Source organism: Agrobacterium burrii (genome assembly GCF_017313405.1).
GTDB classification, from domain to species: Bacteria; Pseudomonadota; Alphaproteobacteria; order Rhizobiales; family Rhizobiaceae; genus Agrobacterium; species Agrobacterium burrii.
This window is the reverse complement of the sequence record NZ_JAFLNA010000015.1, coordinates 115,580-134,712: the sequence shown is the minus strand read 5'-3', so window position 1 is coordinate 134,712 and position 19,133 is coordinate 115,580. Positions and strand designations below refer to the sequence as shown.

Genomic DNA, 19,133 nt, shown 5'->3' with positions numbered 1-19,133 from the left:
TTTTGATATTGTCAGTTTATGGGCCGCCAGGCGGCATCCAGCACGCGCAGCCAGTTCTGGCCGAGAAGTTTGAGAACGAGCGTTTCGCTCCAGCCGCGCGCCAGCATGCGGGCGGTGATATTGGGAACCTCGCCAATGCGCTCGATGCCCTTCGGCTTGGAGATCTTGACGGTCGCGAATTCCGTCAGCGTGCGCGCCGTGCCCTTGTCACGGTTGGCCCAGAGTTGCCAGGGACCGGGGCGCGGCCGCTCCTGCGAGAAATCCGTGCCGATGCCGACATGATCTTCGCCGACGAGATCGATGACATAGGCCATGGCATCGAGATAATCCTCGACCGTCGCATCATTTCCGGCAGCAAGACCCGGTGCAAAAAGACTGATGCCGATAATGCCGCCCTTTTCAGCGCAGGCCGTCAAAAGTTCATCCGGCTTGTTGCGCTTCACATCGCGCAGCGCGCGCGGCAGCACATGCGAGATGCAGACCGGCGATTTCGAGCGGGCGATGACATCCGCCGTGGTTCTGTCGCCGACATGGCTGAGATCGCAGAGCACGCCGACGCGGTTCATCTCCCCAAGCACTTCACGGCCGAATCCTGTCAGGCCGCTGTCGTTTTCTTCCAGATAACCGGCACCGGAATAGTTCTGGGTATTATAGGTGAGCTGCATGATGCCGACGCCGAGATCCTTGAATATCTCGACATAATCAAGCCTGTCCTCAAGCGGCGAGGTATTCTGCCAGCCGATGATGATGCCCGTCTTGTTTTCCGCCTTGGCCGCGTGAATATCGGCCACCGTGCGCACCGGGCGGATCAGGTCGTCGTTTTCCCGCAGAAAACGCTTCCATTCGCTGACATAACCGATGCCCTCGCGGAAATTTTCCCAGATCACGCTCGAAACGTTGACGGCGGTGAGGCCGCCCGCGCGCATGTCCTCGAATATAGACCGGCTCCACTGGCAGGTTTGCAAACCGTCGATGACAATGGCTTCATTATGGAGTTTTGCGGCATCGGTCATGCGGATGTCCTCACGGCGGATTGTGAAAATTGCTGCTTGAGCGCCCCAAGGGCGCGGCTGGCGAATTCCAGACGGTCCTGGCCCCAGAAAAGCTCGCCGTTCACCACATAGGTCGGTGTTCCGAAAATGCCGAGGCGCTCTGCTTCGGCAAGATTTCCCTGCCACTCCGCCACGATGTCTTGCCGCTGCGGATCGCGCACCAGTGCCGCAGCTTCAGCGCCGAGAACGGTCTGCGCGATAGTGCGGAGTGTGTCGAGATCGGCAATGTCGCGATCTTCGCTCCACAATGCGCGCTGGATGGCGAAGGACAGCCCGATCGCATCAAGACCGGCCTTCTGCGCGGCGATGACGAGCTGGGCTGCACGTTCGATGGTGGCGCAGGGGTAATATTTCGGTGCAAGATTGAGCGGCATGTCGAGATAACGACGCCACCGGTCCAGCTCCACGGCATGATAATTCTGTCGGGCATCCGGGCGGTTGCGCAGCGGAATGCCGCCATTGGCCTCAATGATGCGGATGGGGCGCAGCACGATGGCCGCCCCATGGGTGCGGGCGACTTCGACCGCCCGTGGCGCGCCGAAATAGGCCCATGGTGAGGAGATGCCGTAAAATATCTCCAGTTTCAGCACCGGTTCAGCCATTGGCATGCTCCCTTATCTTGTCCTGCGCATCCGCGTCGCGCCATTCCTCGCCGGTGATTTCAGCGGCGTCGTGGTTCATGAAAGTATCGAAATGGCGGGCGCGATCTTCCACGAACAGCGAACGGGCGATGCCCTGCGCCAGACGCTCCGCCCCCTGGCTGACGGCCGGAACGCCGCTGGTGATTTTCCCGTGGGACGGGACGGCCGGATAGGCAAAACAATGAATACGGGAAATCGTCTCCGCCTCCGTGGCGGGCAGATCCGGTTTCGGCAGAAATTCGAAGGCCGCGCCGAGATAGGGATAGGACCCCAGCGCATCGTTGCTCTGTCCGGCAGGCGGTTGATAGGCGTCGCGCCAGAGCAGGACGCGGCCGCGTAAGGTTGCAAATTCCGGCCGCCGGGCAAAATCGACATCAAAGCCGGTGGCAAAAATGATAATATCCGCCGGATAGCGACCCTTCGGCGTCTCGATTTCCACCGCATCGCCCAGTTCGGTCAGGCTGAGGATGGGACTGGCCAGATGGAAGAAGGCGTTGGCGTGGCGCGAGACCCTGAGGACGCTGTGACGCGGCGGCGGTATCTGCGTGCGCTCCGCTTCGACCATGAAGGCCCAGCGATCTGGATCTGGCAGGCCGATATAACCATGGGTCATGCCAAGGCTGGCGACGCCGCCGAATTTTTCCACGCGCGGAATATCGGCTCTGCGAATGAAGAGATCGACGCGGGCAGCCCCTGCCTCCAGCGCTGCTGCCGCATTGTCCATTGCCGAAGCGCCGGCGCCGACCACGGCAACACGCTTGCCGCGCAATGCGCTCACGTCGAATATATCGCCGCTATGGCGCACGAAGCGCGCGGGCACCTTTTTCGCCACATCCGGCAGGCGCGGCGCACCGAGACCATCAAGCCCCGTTGCCAAAATCACCCGACGCGCCAGAACATTGCCGCGGCCTCCCGGCCCCTGTAGTTCGAGGTCGAGCAGACCATCCTCACGCAAACCGAGGCCGGCAAGTTCGGTATCGTTGCTCACCGGCAGCGCCAGCACATTGCGATACCAGACCATGTAAGCCATCCACGCTTCACGCGGGATAAGCTGCATCTCCTCATAAGCGGCTGCGCCGAACTGCGCTTCGAACCATGCGCGGAATGTCAGGGACGGCACGCCGAGCGCCGGCCCGGCGAGTTCCTTGCGGGTGCGCAATGTTTCCATGCGCGCGCTCGTTACCCACGGCCCTTCCAGCCCGCTCGCCGCCTTGTCGAAAGCCCTGATATTGTCGATCCCGGCAAATGACAGGGCGGCAAGCGCGGTGAGCCCGCAGAGCCCGGCACCGATGACGGCGACATCCAGCACCTCGGCACCGCCGAGATGGGTGCGCGGCACCCACGGCTTTGCCGGCCGCTCGAGCAGGGCAAGTTCCTGCGCAAGCCTCGCCTCGAGCGCCGGCAAGCCACCCGCATCAGCGGACACAGCATTGGTTTTGCGATCTTCCATCATGTTATTTCTGAATTAATGCGCGTTAAAAATTCTATTTAAGCATTATAAGAAACACAGAAGTGCGAATGCGGAAAGCAAAATTCTTCTAATCATTTGCGGTTTTCAGCAAATTTTGGCGCAAGCCGCCGGAAGCGCGGCTCGGTGGCCCGCCTGTCGCGACCAACTGGGGGTGAAGCTCTTGCCCCACCGGCCACGCTATCTCGCAAAATAAAGAATTTCGGAAAAAATCTTTCGGTTTGCAATTCATAATCGGAATAGTCTTTGCCGCGCCAAGTCCCCGGCAGGGATATCGTCGCGATGACGACCGGGCCTGCCTTCGCCTGCCAGAGACCATCGGCAAGACCAGCAGCCCGGATCAGAACCCACGACGAAAGAGTGAAGCCCCATGGCAAATGATCGCAAACTGCATCTCGGCGCCTTTATGCGGCCCGTCAGTCTCCACACGGGCGCATGGCGCTATCCGGGTTCCTTCCAGGATGCGAATTTCAATTTCGCCCATCTGGCGCGGTTTGCACAGCAGCTTGAAGCCGCGAAGTTCGACGCCTTCTTCATGGCCGATCATCTGGCGGTGCTGAACATGCCGACAGAAGCCCTGCGCCGCAGCCATACCGTGACGTCTTTCGAGCCATTTACGCTGCTTTCGGCGCTCGCCGCTGTTACTTCCCGCATCGGGTTAGTCGCCACCGCATCCACCACATTCGATGAGCCCTATCATGTGGCACGACGTTTCGCCTCGCTCGATCACCTCAGCAATGGCCGCGCCGGATGGAACATCGTCACCACCTCAAATCCGGATGCAGCCCGGAATTTCGGCCGCGACGAGCAGCCTGATCACACCGAGCGTTATGCGCGGGCGCGCGAATTCTACGATGTCGTCACCGGCCTATGGGACTCCTTCTCGGACGACGCCTTCATCCGGGATGTCGATAGCGGGCTGTTCTTCGATCCTGAACAAATGCATGTGCTCAATCACAAGGGACCAGAATTTTCCGTGCGCGGGCCGCTTAATATCGCCCGTCCGGTGCAGGGGTGGCCTGTGATCGTTCAGGCAGGCGCATCCGAGCCGGGACGCCAGCTTGCCGCCGAAACCGCCGAGGTGGTTTTTGCGGCAACACCCACGCTTGCCGCAGGAAAAGCCTTTTATAAGGACGTCAAGGACAGGACTGTCGCCGCGGGCCGTTCTCGCGATGACATTGTCATCCTGCCGGGCGCTTTCGTGCTGGTCGGCGATACCGTGGAAGAGGCGAGAGCCAAACGCGCCAGACTGGACAGTCTCGTCCATTATGACAGCGCCATTGCCTCGCTGTCGATCGCGCTCGGTCACGATGTTTCCGGCTTCGACCCCGATGGTCCGCTGCCTGATATTCCGGAAACGAATGCCAGCAAATCAAGCCGTGAAAGGGTCATCGAACTCGCCAGAATCGAAGGACTGACTGTGCGCCAGCTGGCCCAGCGGCTGGGAGGCTATGCCGGTCTCGCCTTCGTCGGCACACCCAAAACCATCGCCGACGAGATGGAGCAATGGCTCCACGAAGAAGGCTCGGACGGTTTCAACGTCACCTTCCCCTTCCTCCCCGTCGGCCTCGACGACTTCACCACCCAGGTGGTGCCGGAACTGCAACGGCGTGGGCTGTTTCGAAAGGACTATGAGGGGCCGACCTTGCGTGACCATTTGGGGCTGCAACGGCCGGCCAATCGCTTTTTCCCTTAAGTAACGGGCCATCGCGCCGATTGCGACAAAGCTAGGGAGATTTTCCACACCCGCCCTGAAGTTTGGCATGAGGTTCCAGAAGGGCGGATTGACCTCAAAAACACCCGCCCGTACCTTTTAATTACACAAAATACATAAATTAGGTGAAGTAATATGAAGACCGAACAATCCCGCCGCCAGATCCTCAAATTCGGCATTGCCAGTGCTCTCGCAGCACCGTTTGTCTCAGGCAGTGCGCTGGCACAAAGCTCCCCGGATTTCCCCGCCGAGCTGAAGCTGGACTGGGGATTTTACTCCTCCCACACGCTTTTGATAAAGAACAAGGGCTGGCTTGAGGAGGCTTTCAAGGATGTCGGCACCAGGATCACCTGGGTGCAATCTCGCGGCAGCAACAATTCGCTGGAATTCCTGAAGGTCGGCTCGACGGATTTCGCCGGCTCGGCCGCACTATCCGCCTTTCTGGCTCGTGCCAACGGCGTGCCGCTGAAGGTTATCTATGTGGCAAGCTGGGGCGGCTCCTCGATCATTCAGGTGCGGCCGGATTCGCCGGTCAAGACCGTCGCCGATCTCAAGGGCAAGACCATTGCGGTCACCAAGGGAACGGCACCCTATTTCACACTCGTCCGCGCGCTTGACCAGAACAAACTGTCGATCGACGATCTGAAGGTCGTGAACCTGCAACATCCTGAGGGCTTCAACGCGCTGCAGCAGGGGCAGGTCGATGCCTGGGTTGGTATCGATCCGCATACATCCCAGGCCGAGCTTGCCGGCGACAGGGCAATTTTCGACGAGCGCAGCTGGCGTGATGGCAGCGTCTTCAGCGTGTCGGAAGAGTTTCTGGCCAAGCACCCGAAAGCGGTCGAGCGCCTGCTCGGCGTCTGGGTGGAAACGCAGAAGTGGATCCGCGACAATAACCGCGAATTCATCGATTTCGTCACCAAGGTCACCGGCAACGATGCCAAGATCACCGAGCTGACAATCAACAAGCGCGACTGGAAGGACCCCGTTCCGGGCGAGGAATTGCTGAACTCGATCCGCATCGTTACGCCGTTGTTGGGCGACGACGTGCTGCGGCCAGGCGTCAATGTCGACAATGTCCTTTCATCGCTGATAGATCCGGCGCCGGCGAAAAAGGCGCTTGGCGCATGAATTCCCATCCGCGCGAATTCCAGCGCGTGAAGCAGACTGCGAAACAATTCCCCTCCCGATTGCCGTTCTTGCAGCGGGCGGGGAATTTGCTTGGCCGCTTCGACCTGCGCGGCGCGATCGTGCCGGTCGGCTCATTGGTGTTGCTCGAGCTTTTTGTCCGTTTGGGCTGGGTCAGTCCCTATGTGCTGCCGCCGCCCTCCGAGCTTTACGAGACGTTTATGCGGCTTGCCGAAGGCCCGTTGTGGACGAATGTCGCGGCCAGTACCGCGCGTGTCTTTGTCGGTTTCGTCATCGGCTCTCTGCTGGCAGTCATCGTCGGTTCGCTGGTCGGACTGGTGATTGCCGCCGAGCGCTATCTCGAACCGACGTTTCAGGCGCTCAGAGCCGTTCCGAGCCTTGCATGGGTGCCGCTGCTGATGATCTGGTTCGGCATCGGCGAGACCTCGAAAATCGTGCTGATTGCCAAAAGCGCGTTTTTTCCGGTCTATCTCAACCTCTTCTCCGGCATCCGGAATGTCGACCGCAAGCTGGTGGAGGTCGGCGAGATGTATCGCCAGCCGCTGCCCGTTCTGGTGTGGCGGATTTTCATTCCCGCCTCTTTGCCGCATCTGTTCACCGGCCTGCGTTACGGGCTGTCGCTCGCCTGGCTGAGTGTCGTCGCAGCCGAGCTTCTGGCCGCCTCCGAAGGCATTGGATACATGCTGTCCGACGGGCGTGAACTTTCGCGGCCCGATCTGGTGATGATCGCCATTATCTGCCTTGCGGTTCTGGGCAAGATTTCCGACAGCCTGTTCAAGATCGTCGAGGAGCGCTGCCTGCGCTGGCGTGACACCTATTCCCTTCAAGAAGGAGGGCGGCTGCGATGAACCTGCTCAATGTCGATGTGCGCGAAAAAGCTTTTGGCGATACGATCATCCTTCAGGATATCCACCTGACGCTTGGCGATGGTGAAGCGGCGGTTCTGCTTGGCCCCAGCGGCTGCGGCAAGAGCACCTTGCTGCGTATCGCCGCCGGTCTCGACCGGCGTTTTTCCGGCACGGTGAAGGTTCAGCAGGCGGAAGAGGATCAGGCCTCGCCGCCCATCGCCTTCGTGTTTCAGGAACCGCGCCTGATGCCCTGGCTGACGGTTGCCGAAAACATCGGTTATGCCGCCGGCAGGAAATATGATGTCGAGCGGGTGGAGGGCCTGATCAACGATGTGGGCCTGAGCGGCCACGCTGGCGCGCTGCCGAAGGCCCTTTCAGGCGGCATGGCGCAGCGGGTGGCCATCGCAAGGGCGCTCTATACCCGGCCGCGCATCTTGCTGCTGGATGAACCCTTCAGTGCGGTGGACGCCTTCACCCGGATGAAATTGCAGGATCTGGTGCTGAAAATCGTCGAACAGCGCGGCATTTCCTTCCTGCTCGTCACCCACGATATCGATGAAGCGCTCTATCTCGGTGACCGCATTTACATGATGGGTGCCCATGACGGCCGCATCCAGCAGCGGATCGAGGTGGACGTGCCGCGCCCGCGCGACCGAAGGTCACCACACCTCGCCAGCCTCAAGAACGAGGTGCTGACCGCCCTGCACAACGCCCACGTCATCTGAGGGCGGCGGCTTCACCCGAATAATCGGCGTGAAGCTGGCAGGCGAGGCTGAGCAGCGTAAAATCGGCGGCATCGGCAAGCCTGCGGCCGGTCAGCGTTTCCACCCGCTGCAGCCGCTGGTAGAGCGTGTTGCTGTGGATGTTCAACGCCTGCGCCGTGCGGGCAACGGACTTCCCTTCCTGAATGTAACGCGAAAGGGTTTCATGCAGAGAGCGATGCCTGGGATCGCGCAGCAGCGGTGCGAGAATCTGTCGGGTGAATTCCACGATATCCTGCCGCGCCCTGCCCTCCAGCAACAGTTCCACACCCATGTCGCGGTGGCGCAGAAGCCCCGATTGGCCGCGCCGCAGCAAAGCCTCGCTTGCCTGCGCCGCCATTTCCCGCGCGGCGGGGTGGCCTTCATTCGCGTCATAAATCTCGCTCGTGCCGACGCAGATGGCCTCCTTGTCGGCAATCTCGGCAACCGCCCGCAGGTTTCGCTCCAGCGCCGCAACGGTGGAGGCGGAAACCAGCATGACAATCTGCTCGTCTTCGTGAAAGATAAGGGAATTCGACGCCGTCATTGCCTGCTGCAAATCTGACTGGGACTTGTAGAGAGACAGCCGTGGATTGGCCGAAACATCGCGGCGCGGACCCCGCGCCACAAACAGCTGATGGTAACGATCAAGCCGAAAGCCCTGATGGCTGCGACGGCCATCGGGATCGACGCCGGCGGCAAGCGCTTCGAAATGCGCCTTCCGGCGCGCATTCAGTACATCCATCCGCGACATGTCATGCACGAAGTCCAGCGCCACGAATGTCGCCAATGTGCCGAAAAGCACTTGGTGGAAACCGGCATCCCCCGAGGCTCTGAAATGAAACTGGCCGACAGGCGCTTCGGCGACTTCCACTGTCTGCCGCAGTGTTTCACCCTCTTCCGTCCACCCGGCGGAGCGGTAATCAAGACCCAGTACGCTCTCAAAGCGGAAATCGACGCGAAACAGATCGGCAACAGCATGAAGCTGCTCCGTCATGCCACTTCCCGCTGCGAAGATGCGCAACAATGCCTCGTGCAATGCGACGGCACGGTCCAGCTCGGCATTCTTGCGTGCAAGATCGCTGCGCATCTGCTCCAGTCGATGCGACGTGGCAACGGCGTTCTGATAGGCAAGCGAGCGCTGATAGGCGACTGCGATCTGCGTCGCCAGCGATTCCAGAACCGTCCTGTCGAACACCGAAAACGCACCGTCGCTGGAAAAACACAGTGTCGTCAATGTGCCCAGACGCTTACCCTCCGCCATGACGGGAACGCAGAGCAAGGCATTGGCGATCTCCGACCGCTCCATGAAAGACTGGCTTTCGGGACGCATGACGCGGTGCGCTGCAATGATGTTCTGCCTGCCATTGTGAATGGCCGGCTGGCCGGTGGCGAAAACCACGCCCGAAACGGACTCATTCGGCTGGACGCGATAATGGGTATAATCGTCGGGCAACCCCTCATGCGAAACAGGAATGAGAAAACCGCTCTCCTCGTCAAACAAGCGAAAGACCCCGGCGTCGCAGTGCGGCAGCACGTTCATCACTTCCCGCAGGACGTTATGGACGATCTCCTTTTCATCCAGCGAATTGATGACCGCTGAATTGACCGAAGCCAGCATTTCGAAAGTTCTTGTCTGAAGGGCGATAACCGCTTCGTGCACAGCCTGAAGGATTCGCCCCGTTATCTCCTCGCCGCCCTCCCCGCGGATCGCAAACCCGGTGCGCTTGGCGGTATAATAGGAATGATCGACCGAAAGATTGAGGCTTTCTTCTTCGCGTTCAATGACATGGGAAATCAGGCTAGACGATTCCCGGCCATCGGCATCGATGGTTCTGAGCTGAACGGCCCGCGATTGCATCAGCTCCCGCAGGACGCGATGCGCATGGAGATCAATTTTCAAGCGCAACGCTCCCTGTGTTAACGCACATTAAATTTCAGATTTTTATGGCGGTTTCAACATATGAATTTTTCGTGACGGTGACACAAACGTTAAAAAGCAAAATACAAAGGGAACCACTAAAATGCTTTCTGCGATAAAACGCCGTCATATTATTATTGGAATGCTGTTCATCTGCTGGGTCGTCGGCTTTCTGGACAAGACCGCAATCAACTACGCGATCATCCCGATCAGCGAAGAATTCGGTCTGGCCACCGATCATCAGGGCATGATCATCAGCGCCTTTTTCCTCGCTTATTCAATGACGCAACTGGTTGGCGGATATCTCGTCGACCGCTTCGGTTCGCGCCGGGTATTGAGTTCGGCGGTGGCCGTCTGGTCGCTCGGCACCGTCGCCTCTGGGGTCGTCACCAGCGCGGTCGGACTGGCCGCCGCGCGGGCGATCACGGGTTCCGGGGAAGCCATTTTCCCGGCCGGAGGATCGGTCGCGATCACCGAGAATTTCGAGAAGACCCAGATGGCGCGTGCCAAGTCGGTGCTGCAATCGGGCGCCTCCGTCGGCTTCGCGCTCGGTGCGATCGTCATCACCACGCTGATTTCCTTCTATAGCTGGCGCATCATGTTCTTCGTTCTGGGTTCAGTCGGCGTCATCCTGTCGATTGCGCTCTTCACCGTCATGAAGCCACGCTCGCAGACGCTGGCCGCCAGAGATGCCGGCCCCAAGGTTTCCGAAAAGCAGCGCATCGCCGCATTGCTGAAAAACACGCTGACCTGGAAGATCGCCTCGGTCTATTTCTTCACCAATATCGTCTTCTGGGGCCTGCAATCCTGGCTGCCGTCCTACTGGGTGAAGGTCAAGGGCATGAGCATGGTGGAAATGGGCGCATATTCGATGATCCCGCCGGCGCTCGGTTTCGTCTCGTTCCTCACCTGCGGCTGGCTGCTTGACCGCTACTTCCACCAGAAAGAAAAGTACCTCATCTGCATCGGCTCGGCCGTGTCGGCGATCTTCATCTACCTGATGGCGAATGCACCATCCATTCCGCTGGCATTTGCCTATCTGTCGGTGTCGAACGTATTCCTCAACGCCATTTCGATCAGTGTCTTCGTCAGCATCATGAAACACTTTCCGCAGAATTCGATCGGCACGGCCACCGGCCTCATCAACTCCCTGGCGCAGCTTGGCTCATTCGCATCGCCGATGCTTATCGGCGCCGTTCTTTCCGCCACCGGCCAGAATTACGGCATCGCCTTTGGCGTCATCGTCGGCTGCGCCGTGATTGTCTGCGCTATTGCCACCACCTTCCCCGCCATTCACGGCAACAAAACCGTCGAACAGACCGCCTGAAGGAAGACCATGACTTATATCGACATCATCGAACGCACCGTCGCCGCCCAGGCGGATAATCTGAAATCCGTGGCGGATGCCATCTGGTCTTTCGCCGAAATCCGTTACGAGGAAACAAAATCGGCCACCCTCTTGGCCGACGAGTTGGAAAAGGCAGGCTTTGACGTCACCCGCAACGCCGGCAATATCGAAACCGCCTTCGTCGCCAGCTATGGCGAGGGCCAACCCGTCGTCGCCATTCTGGGTGAATTTGATGCATTGACGGGCCTCAGCCAGGAGGGCGGTATCGCCAGTCACAAGCCGATCACCGAGGGTGGAAACGGCCATGGCTGCGGCCATAATCTTCTCGGCACCGGCGCGCTTGCGGCCATAATGGCGCTCAAGGCCTGCAAGGATGAACTGAAGCTTGGCGGCACGATCCGTTATTATGGCTGCCCGGCCGAAGAAGGCGGCGGCGGCAAGGCCTATATGGCCCGCGAGGGCCTGTTTGCGGATGTCGATGTGGCCTTCACCTGGCACCCATGGGATGAAAACCTCGCTTATAATGCGCGCATGCTGGCCACCAACCAGCTATATTTCACCTTCCGCGGCACCAGCGCCCATGCCGGATTCGAACCGCACCTCGGACGGTCTGCGCTGGACGCGGTCGAGCTGACCAATGTCGGTTCGAATTATCTGCGGGAACACATCATTCAGGACGGCCGCATCCACTATGCCATCACAGACACGGGTGGACGGGCGCCCAACGTGGTGCAATCGCAGGCGCAGGTGCTCTACAAGGTCCGGGCGCCGAGGATGGATCAGGTTCGCGACATCACCGAACGGGTGAAGGATGTTGCGCGTGGTGCCGCACTGATGACGGGAACGGAGTTGCAGATCACCTTCGATGCGGCGTCGGCCGATCTCGTACCGAATGTGACGCTCGCCCGGTTGATGCATCGGGAATTCGAGAAGATCGGCGTCGCCGCTTTCTCCAACAGCGAGAAGGATTTTGCCGGCTCCATTCAAAAGACATTTTCGGCGGAGGTGCAGACCCGTGTCGCAAGGCGCGGCAAGGTCCTTTCGGAGGACCTGAACGATTTCGAGGAAAAGCCAACGTTCCTGCACGGTTCAACCGATGTCGGCGATGTCAGCTGGCTGGTGCCGACCGGACAGGTTTATGTCGCGACCGAAGCCTACGGCACGCCGCCGCACACCTGGCAGATGGTGGCGCAGGGCACCTCCGGTTACGCCCACAAGGGCATGTTGCAGGCCGGCAAGGTCATGGCCGCCTCCGCCGTGCAGGCAATGCTCGATCCTGACTTGATCTCCGCGGCAAAAGCCGAGCATCGCGAACAACTGAACGGTGAGAGCTATGTGCCGCTGATACCGGCGGACGCGACCCCGCAACGGCTGCGGTGAGTTTCCGGGCGGCCTCCCTGGCCGCCCTTGATCTCCCTCATCGGGAAACCGCCCTCCTTCTGTCCGCATTGACCGAGGAATACGGTTGCCTCAAGCTAAAAGCGTCGTCCTCAGCCGATGAATATGGGCAGCCCCTATGCCGCAGCAGCCGCCGATGATCGTCGCGCCGGCCTCGGCCCAGGAGCAGGCATAACGTGAATAGACATCGTCATTCAGATCCTTGCGCGTGTCGTGCAGGCCTTCATTGGCGGCCGCCTCACCCTGTTCGCCTTCGAAGGCATTGGCGTAAACGCCGATTTCGAGGCGGACACTCTTCTCCCGGAAAACACGCGCTGCCACCTCCACGGCCCCCTGCATGACCTCGGGCTTGCTGCAATTGAACAGGATGGCTTCGGCACCCGATGAAGCCGCCCAGGAGGCGGCATTTTCCACAGTCTCGGTTGACCGGAGTTTTGGTTCGTCACCCCTTAGCGCTGCCTCGCCATCCTCCAATGTAAACGAAATCCAGAGTGGTTTGCCCGTTGCCGCAACCGCTTCCCGCACGGCATCCGCCTCGGCGATCAGGCTCAGCGTCTCGCCGAGCCATACATCGACGAACGGCGCAAGGTTTTCGACGAGCACTTTCAGATAGTCCTGCACTCGCGAAGGCTGGAAATTCTGCGGCTCGTAGGAGCCGAAGATCGGCGGCAGCGAACCGGCGACCAGCACTTTCCGATCCCCAGCCGCATCGGCGGCCTCCCGCGCCAGACGGCCTGCGAGGCGGATCAGCGCCGGTCCTTCATTCTGGAACCTTTCCTCGCCGATGTGGAAGGGTACGAGGGCGTAGCTGTTCGTCGTAATGATCTGCGTGCCGGCGGCGATGAATTCCTTGTGTACCTCGCGCACGATGTCAGGTGAATTCATCAACGCCAGAGCCGACCATTCCGGCTGCTTCAGCTCAGCCCCCAGCCGCAGCAATTCACGGCTCATACCGCCGTCAAGAATTCGTATTGTGCTCATGAGTTCATCTCCATTCAGGCTGCCGCGCCGTCACCGGCAACGGGATTTTCAAAACAATGTGTTGGATCTTCCATCAGCTAGCGGCGAACCGGCACCTGTGCTTCGAGACCTCGAAAGACACGGGCGATCACGGCCGTCAGGGCAAGATAGAAGCAGGTAACGACGAGCAGCGGTTCGTAGACCAGCAACGTGTCCTGGCGAACCTTATTGGCCACGGCGTAGAGATCCATCACCGTGACCGTGAAGGCGAGCGGTGTCGCCTTGAGCTGCATGATGATCTCTCCCGCAATCGTCGGCAGGGCGATGCGAATGGCGCGTGGCAGCCAGATGCGGCGGGTCAGCTTCCACGGCGAAAGGCCAAAGGCCCGACCGGCCTCGAGTTCGCCCTTCGGAACGGCAAGCAGCGCGCCGCGCAAGACTTCGGCCTCATAGGCCGCGTAATTCAGCGTGAAGCTGACGGCGGCGAAAAAGAAGCCTTCGCGCAAAATCGGCCAGAACAGGCTCTGGCGGATGCCGGGAACCATGGGCAGCAGCGAACCGACGCCGTAATAGAGCAGCCAGAGCTGGATCAGCAGCGGCGTGCCGCGAAAGAACGTGCAGTAGCCGCGAGCCAAAAGCCGCGTCAGCCTGCCCCCGCTGACCTGTGCGAAAGCAAGCCCGATGGCGAGGATGAAGCCGAACACCACGGAGATCACCAGCAGCGCCACGGTCTGCCACGCGCCCATCAAAAGCAGCGACCAATAGTTCGGTATCCAGTCAAAACTCATGGGGTGCTTTCCTCAGGCAAGGCGCGGCTGTCCACGCCGCACCCGTCCTTCGATCAATTTGACGACGACGTTGGAAACGAGCGTGATGGCAAGGTACAGAAATGCCGACGCCAGGAAGAACAGGAAGTAGTGTTTGGTGCTTGCCCCGGCGAGACGGGTGGCGAGCGCCAGTTCCTGATAACCGACCACCGCAACCAGCGCACTGTCCTTGGTGACCGACATCCATAGATTGGCAAGACCCGGCAGCGCATTGGGCAGAAGTGCCGGCAGCAGAACGCGACGAAACCTCAGGACCGGCCCCATGCCAAACGCCTTGGCGGCGTCGATCTGCCCGGCGGGGATGGCGAGGATCGCGCCGCGCAGCACCTCCGTCATGTAGGCGCCCTGAACGAACCCCAACACGGCGACGGCCGCGATGAAGCCGTTGACCTCGACAGGCGGCAGGTTGAGAGCGGCAAGCAGCCGATTGAGACCATCGGTGCCCGCATAATAGAGCCCGACAATCAGGATCAATTCCGGAACGGAGCGGATCACCGTCGTATAGAGATTAAGCGGGAGCCGGAGCAGAGGATGACCCGAAAGCTTTCCAAGCGCCCCGGCCGTGCCGAGCAACAGCCCGATCGCGAAGGCGCAGGCCGAGATGGCGACCGTGGCGACCGCACCTGCCAAAAGCACGCCGCCCCATCCCGGAGGATAGGGAGACAGCAGGTCCAGAATACCTTGTTGCGAGTTCGCCATCTGCTGACTGCTTATTTCGCGCCGTAGATGTCGAAATCGAAGTATTTCTTCGTGATCGCTTCATACTGGCCGTTGGTGTGAACCGCTGCTATTGCCTTGTTCAGCTTGGCTTTCAGTTCGGTGTCATCCTTGCGCAGGCCGCCCGAAACGCCGGCTCCGAGTATCTCCCTGTCATCGGCAACGTCGCCCATTTTCACGCAGCAATCCTTGCCGCCATCGCTTTTCAGAAAGGCGTCGAGTGCCAGTGAATCACCGAAGACATAGTCGATGCGGCCGGCAGCGAGATCCTGAAATGCCTCATCGAGCGTCTGGTAGGTCTTTTCGTCAGCGACACCGGCAAAATACTTCTTGTAATATTCGGACTGAATGGTCGAGACCTGAATGCCGATGGTCTTGCCCTTCACATCTTCAGGCGCGGCGCCCGGCGTCTGGTCTTTGGGGCCGATCAGCGTGCTCGGCGTGTTGTAATATTTGTCGGTGAAGTCGATCACCTTCGAGCGTTCCGCCGTGTTCGACATCGACGACCAGATCACATCGAATTTCTTGCTCTGCAGCGCCGGAATGAGACCGTCCCAGGAAATATCGACGATGGAGCATTTTTCCTTCATCTCCTCGCAGACCGCGTTCATCAGGTCGATTTCCCATCCGTGCCATGTGCCCGAAGCATCCTTGGCGAAGAAGGGCGGGTAGGATTCGTTCATGATGCCGAAGCGGACTTCGGCCTGTGCCGTGACAGCCGACATTGCAAATGCCGCGCCGGCGAAAAACATGGGAAGCAGTTTCATTCGCGAGGTTTCTCCTGATGGTGTTGTCGATGATGTTGGGGCGTCAGTGGGCGATGAGGCCGGTGAATTCCCGGCATCTGGCACTGACGGGTGCCCCGAATATCTGCTCCGGCGGACCTTCCTCTTCGATCTGCCCGTGATGCAGGAAGAGAACGCGGTTGGAGACATCGCGGGCGAAGCGCATTTCGTGGGTGACGATCAGCATGGTTCTGCCCTCTTCCGCGAGATCGCGGATAACTTTGAGAACCTCGCCGACCAGTTCCGGATCAAGCGCCGATGTCGGCTCATCGAACAGCATGACATCAGGATCGACGCAGAGCGCTCTGGCGATCGCCGCGCGCTGCTGCTGCCCGCCGGAAAGGAAGGCCGGATAGGTGTCGCGCTTTTCGAACAGCCCGACCTTGTGAAGCAGGGCCTCAGCTTTTTCGACCGCCTCCCGCCGCGGCATGCCCATGACATGCACCGGCGCCTCGATGACGTTTTCCAGCACGGTGCGATGCGCCCAGAGATTGAAGCTCTGAAAGACCATGCCGAGCCCGGTCCGCAGCCGTTCAACCTGCCGCCAGCTGCGCGGCTGCAACCGCCCGTCGCGCCCGGCTTTCAGCGCGATCTCCTCACCGTTCACGGCAATGCGACCGCGATCAGGCGTTTCCAGAAAATTGATGCATCTGAGGAAGGTGCTTTTGCCGGAACCGGAGGAACCAATGATGGAGATCACATCAGACTTATGGGCCTGCGTCGAAATCCCTTTGAGAACCTGATGCGGGCCGAAGCTTTTGTGGAGATCTTCGACGCGAAGAGCAGGAAAGGGTTGGTCTGGCATGCATGGTTCCGACTAAAATGAATTTGCGGAGAATAATGACAAAAGGACGCGGTTTTTTCGCGCAATTTCCATCTAATTTGCATTTTTCATGCAAAATAATCTTTCCTTTGCGGTATATAAGGCGAAATACATGAGTTGCCGCTGCGAAAACCCGACTGGATTGCATAATGGAACAACTGGATCGTTTTGACCGTGACATTCTCGATATCGTTCAGCGCGACTGCCAGATGAAGGCTGAGACCATCGCCGAACGCGTGGGTTTGTCGGCCTCAGCCGTGCAGAGACGATTGAAACGCCTGCGCGAGGACGGGATTATCAAAGCGGAAGTTGCGGTCGTCGATCGGAAGGCGACGGCAACATCGATGGTGTTCATCGTCGGCATGGAGATCGAGCGGGACAATTATGACGCGCTGGCGAAGTTTCGCGTCTGGGTGGAGAAGCAGGATCACATCCAGCAGGTCTATTACGTTACCGGCGCGGTCGATCTGATTGCGATCGTTACCGCCCGCGACGTCGAGCATTATGACGATATTGCCGCGCTGATCATGGCCGAAAACCCGCAGATCCGCCGAATGCACACAAATGTGGTGCTTCGGGACGTCAAGCTCGGCCTGTTCGTGCCTCCGGAATAATGACGGAAATGCCCCTGCGGTCAGCTATCTGCCGAAATTCCTCTCTCAACTCTGCGGCTTGCGCAACAAAGCCTGCGCGGTGGATTTCCGCTCAATCAGGCGCGACACGATCCTTATGCTACGCGGCGGCTGATCCTGGTTTCGCGGCCGGTCAATCCGCTCAAGAACCAAGGCAAGGGCGGCGGCTCCAGCTTCGCGACCAAACACCCGCACCGTCGTTAGCGGTGGTGAAATCTGGTGGCCGCAGAATAATCGCCAAATCCAACGACCGATACTTCATCCGGGATCCGATATGCTCCTTTTCAACTATCCACGCCCCAGAGTTCCGGGTTCCGTTTGAAATATTCAGTCAGCATTTCGGTGAGCACCCGCACTTTGCGGGTGGGATGCTGGCTGGGCGGGCGTACGACATAGGTGGCGCCCGGAGGGACGGGATAGCGCGTCATGATCGGCACCAATGCGCCAGAGGTCACATATGCATGGGTGATGCAATCGGGCAGCCAGGCGATGCCGAGACCTGCCGCCGCCGCTGCGGCAAGTGCTGTGGCGCTGTCGGCCTTGAACCTGCCCTGCGGTTGAACCGTGACGATTTTGTCGCCATCCAAAAACTGCCAGGCTTCCGTTCCCTGCATCAGCGCCTGATGGTTACCGAGCTGCTCTACCGTTTCAGGGGCGCCGTGCGCCTTGATGTAAGCCGGGCTGGCGACAAGCTTTCCATGGATCGGCCCGACGCGCTTCGCGATCAGGTTTGAATCCTGAAGGTAGGCACTCCGGATCGCACAATCGAAACCCTCTGCAATGAGATCGACCAAGCGATCACTATAGGAGGTATGAATGTGAAGCTGCGGGTGCAGATGCGCCATTTCCACGAGCACGGGGGCGAAGTGGGTCGGGCCGAAAGTAAGCGGCATAGCGACCCTCAAGCGGCCGCGCAGCTCGCCGGTGGGAAGGATCGTTTCCCTGGCGGCATCGATCTCGGCGGTGGCTCTTGCCGCGTGTTCCCTGAACGTGATCCCCGCTTCCGTGAGCGCCGCGCCGCGGGTCGTTCGCGCCAGCAGCTGCACGCCAAGTTCGGCCTCGACCCGCAACAACCGCCGGCTGACGATTGATTTGGAGACGCCGAGCCGGCGTGCGGCGGCCGAAACACCACCGGCATCAGCGACTGCGACGAATGTCTGGAGATCTTCGATGTCCATTCCGGTGTTCCTCGTTTCGCGACACAGCTCGCCAGACTATGGCACTATCGCCCCACCAAAAGGAACAGCAAATTGCTTCCTGGCACGTCGCCCACTGACGCGTGTCCCTCTTGAACCCATCGCCGTCCATGACGGCAGAGAAAGGAAGTCTTGATGACCCTTCGTAACGGCCTCGATTCTCTTCTTCGTCCCGAAGATTCGGTCCTCGTTCTGATCGACCATCAGCCCTACCAGCTCGCAAATCTCAACAGCCACGATCCGCAGGCTGTGGTCAATCTCACGACCGCGCTGGCGAAGCTGGCAAAAGCTTTCAATGTTCCGACCATTCTCACCAGCGTGATCGCAGCGCGCGGCGGACTCCTCTTCAAGCAGATCACCGACGTATTTCCGGGCCAGGAGGTCATCGACCGGACCTGGGTCAACACCTGGCAGGACGAGAAGGTCGTGGACGCGGTCAAGGCGACAGGCCGCAAGCAGCTGATCATTGCCGGGCTGTGGACCGAGGTTTGTGTGGCAATGCCTGTTATCCAGGCCGCCGGCGAAGGTTGGGACGTGACCGTGATCACCGACGCGTCGGGCGGTATTTCGAAGGAATCCCACGAAGTTGCCGTCCAGCGGATGATCGCGGCCGGCGCGAACCCGATGACCGTGATGGCGCTCGCTGGCGAATGGCAGCGCGACTGGGCGCGCACCAAGCATGTCGAAGAGCTGACCGAGATTCTCATCCAGCACTTCGGCGGCAGCGGCATCGCCTATCTTTGGGAGCAGCAGCTCCTCAATACGCCAGTCGCTGGCTGATCCCGGCCGACACAGCGAGTATCTTGGTGAGGGCCGGAACGATTGGTTTACCGGCCCTCACCGCCTTTAGCCCAAGGGGAAGCTCTCGACCGACAAGTCCGCTCAAGTGCAGAGATCGCGCGTGCTGCCGGGCC

Annotated in this window: 18 protein-coding genes and 1 pseudogene; 8 read left to right on the top strand and 11 right to left on the bottom strand. The window is 59.8% G+C overall.

The features are described from left to right. Positions 1-11: 11 nt before the first annotated feature. From JZX89_RS23665 to JZX89_RS23655, 3 genes are read right to left on the bottom strand one after another with little or no spacing between them, the layout of a single operon-like run. Positions 12-1,013 (bottom strand): dipeptidase, encoded by a 1,002-nt coding sequence (locus tag JZX89_RS23665; protein ID WP_149901348.1) that lies wholly within the window; start codon positions 1,011-1,013, stop codon positions 12-14. Then, positions 1,010-1,654: a 2-hydroxychromene-2-carboxylate isomerase gene (locus JZX89_RS23660; RefSeq protein ID WP_207135504.1), complete on the bottom strand. Its 645-nt coding sequence runs from the start codon at positions 1,652-1,654 to the stop codon at positions 1,010-1,012. Before JZX89_RS23660 ends, JZX89_RS23665 begins: the two co-directional genes overlap by 4 nt. Continuing rightward, positions 1,647-3,146 (bottom strand): NAD(P)-binding domain-containing protein, encoded by a 1,500-nt coding sequence (locus JZX89_RS23655; protein WP_207135503.1) that lies wholly within the window; start codon positions 3,144-3,146, stop codon positions 1,647-1,649. Before JZX89_RS23655 ends, JZX89_RS23660 begins: the two co-directional genes overlap by 8 nt. Positions 3,147-3,531: 385 nt before the next feature. Between JZX89_RS23655 and JZX89_RS23650 the strand changes: the two genes are divergently transcribed. The 4 genes from JZX89_RS23650 to JZX89_RS23635 all read left to right on the top strand — a co-directional run bounded on the left by JZX89_RS23650 (position 3,532) and on the right by JZX89_RS23635 (position 7,597). Continuing rightward, positions 3,532-4,857 carry an LLM class flavin-dependent oxidoreductase gene (locus JZX89_RS23650; RefSeq protein WP_207135502.1) on the top strand — a complete coding sequence of 442 codons (1,326 nt, stop codon included), beginning with the start codon at positions 3,532-3,534 and terminating at the stop codon, positions 4,855-4,857. Between the two features lie 153 nt (positions 4,858-5,010). Then, on the top strand, positions 5,011-6,006 hold the full coding sequence (locus JZX89_RS23645; RefSeq protein ID WP_207135501.1) for an aliphatic sulfonate ABC transporter substrate-binding protein: 996 nt from the start codon (positions 5,011-5,013) through the stop codon (positions 6,004-6,006). Beyond that, entirely contained in the window at positions 6,003-6,872 is an 870-nt protein-coding gene (locus JZX89_RS23640) for an ABC transporter permease (protein ID WP_207135500.1), read from the top strand. The genes JZX89_RS23645 and JZX89_RS23640 overlap by 4 nt, the downstream gene beginning before the upstream one ends. Next, positions 6,869-7,597, top strand: coding sequence for an ABC transporter ATP-binding protein (locus tag JZX89_RS23635; RefSeq protein ID WP_207135499.1), 729 nt, complete (start codon positions 6,869-6,871; stop codon positions 7,595-7,597). The genes JZX89_RS23640 and JZX89_RS23635 overlap by 4 nt, the downstream gene beginning before the upstream one ends. Here JZX89_RS23635 and JZX89_RS23630 read toward each other — a convergent pair. Then, the gene (locus JZX89_RS23630) at positions 7,590-9,515 is read right to left on the bottom strand and encodes a helix-turn-helix domain-containing protein (RefSeq protein WP_207135498.1); all 1,926 of its coding nucleotides are present in this window, start codon (positions 9,513-9,515) and stop codon (positions 7,590-7,592) included. The genes JZX89_RS23635 and JZX89_RS23630 overlap by 8 nt on opposite strands. Before the next feature lie 121 nt (positions 9,516-9,636). Here JZX89_RS23630 and JZX89_RS23625 point away from each other — a divergent pair, with 121 nt between their 5' ends. Both JZX89_RS23625 and JZX89_RS23620 read left to right on the top strand, forming a co-directional pair. Continuing rightward, entirely contained in the window at positions 9,637-10,860 is a 1,224-nt protein-coding gene (locus JZX89_RS23625; RefSeq protein WP_207135497.1) for an MFS transporter, read from the top strand. Positions 10,861-10,869: 9 nt separating this feature from the next. After that, positions 10,870-12,261 carry an amidohydrolase gene (locus tag JZX89_RS23620; protein ID WP_207135496.1) on the top strand — a complete coding sequence of 464 codons (1,392 nt, stop codon included), beginning with the start codon at positions 10,870-10,872 and terminating at the stop codon, positions 12,259-12,261. Between the two features lie 90 nt (positions 12,262-12,351). Here JZX89_RS23620 and JZX89_RS23615 read toward each other — a convergent pair whose 3' ends face one another. The 5 genes from JZX89_RS23615 to JZX89_RS23595 all read right to left on the bottom strand — a co-directional run bounded on the left by JZX89_RS23615 (position 12,352) and on the right by JZX89_RS23595 (position 16,373). Then, the gene (locus tag JZX89_RS23615) at positions 12,352-13,260 is read right to left on the bottom strand and encodes a homocysteine S-methyltransferase family protein (protein ID WP_153516756.1); all 909 of its coding nucleotides are present in this window, start codon (positions 13,258-13,260) and stop codon (positions 12,352-12,354) included. A gap of 77 nt (positions 13,261-13,337) precedes the next feature. After that, positions 13,338-14,027 (bottom strand): ABC transporter permease, encoded by a 690-nt coding sequence (locus tag JZX89_RS23610; RefSeq protein WP_149901392.1) that lies wholly within the window; start codon positions 14,025-14,027, stop codon positions 13,338-13,340. Between the two features lie 12 nt (positions 14,028-14,039). Next, a complete protein-coding gene (locus JZX89_RS23605; protein ID WP_149901393.1) occupies positions 14,040-14,765 on the bottom strand; it encodes an ABC transporter permease in 726 nt (241 codons plus the stop codon). An 11-nt stretch (positions 14,766-14,776) separates the two neighbouring features. After that, positions 14,777-15,550, bottom strand: coding sequence for a transporter substrate-binding domain-containing protein (locus tag JZX89_RS23600; protein ID WP_149901394.1), 774 nt, complete (start codon positions 15,548-15,550; stop codon positions 14,777-14,779). Positions 15,551-15,593: 43 nt separating this feature from the next. After that, a complete protein-coding gene (locus JZX89_RS23595) occupies positions 15,594-16,373 on the bottom strand; it encodes an ABC transporter ATP-binding protein (RefSeq protein ID WP_149901395.1) in 780 nt (259 codons plus the stop codon). 167 nt (positions 16,374-16,540) lie between these two features. On the opposite strand from JZX89_RS23595, the gene JZX89_RS23590 reads away from it, so the two are divergent. Continuing rightward, on the top strand, positions 16,541-17,005 hold the full coding sequence (locus JZX89_RS23590) for an Lrp/AsnC family transcriptional regulator (RefSeq protein ID WP_149901396.1): 465 nt from the start codon (positions 16,541-16,543) through the stop codon (positions 17,003-17,005). Positions 17,006-17,050: 45 nt separating this feature from the next. On the opposite strand, the pseudogene JZX89_RS23585 reads toward JZX89_RS23590, so the two are convergent. Together JZX89_RS23585 and JZX89_RS23580 are read right to left on the bottom strand one after the other, a co-directional pair. After that, positions 17,051-17,298: pseudogene (locus JZX89_RS23585) on the bottom strand (substrate-binding domain-containing protein); the annotation flags it as partial. 9 nt (positions 17,299-17,307) lie between these two features. Beyond that, the gene (locus JZX89_RS23580) at positions 17,308-18,201 is read right to left on the bottom strand and encodes a LysR family transcriptional regulator (protein WP_207135495.1); all 894 of its coding nucleotides are present in this window, start codon (positions 18,199-18,201) and stop codon (positions 17,308-17,310) included. Between the two features lie 153 nt (positions 18,202-18,354). On the opposite strand from JZX89_RS23580, the gene JZX89_RS23575 reads away from it, so the two are divergent. Continuing rightward, positions 18,355-18,999 carry a hydrolase gene (locus tag JZX89_RS23575; RefSeq protein WP_174374925.1) on the top strand — a complete coding sequence of 215 codons (645 nt, stop codon included), beginning with the start codon at positions 18,355-18,357 and terminating at the stop codon, positions 18,997-18,999. The last annotated feature ends 134 nt before the right edge of the window (positions 19,000-19,133 follow it).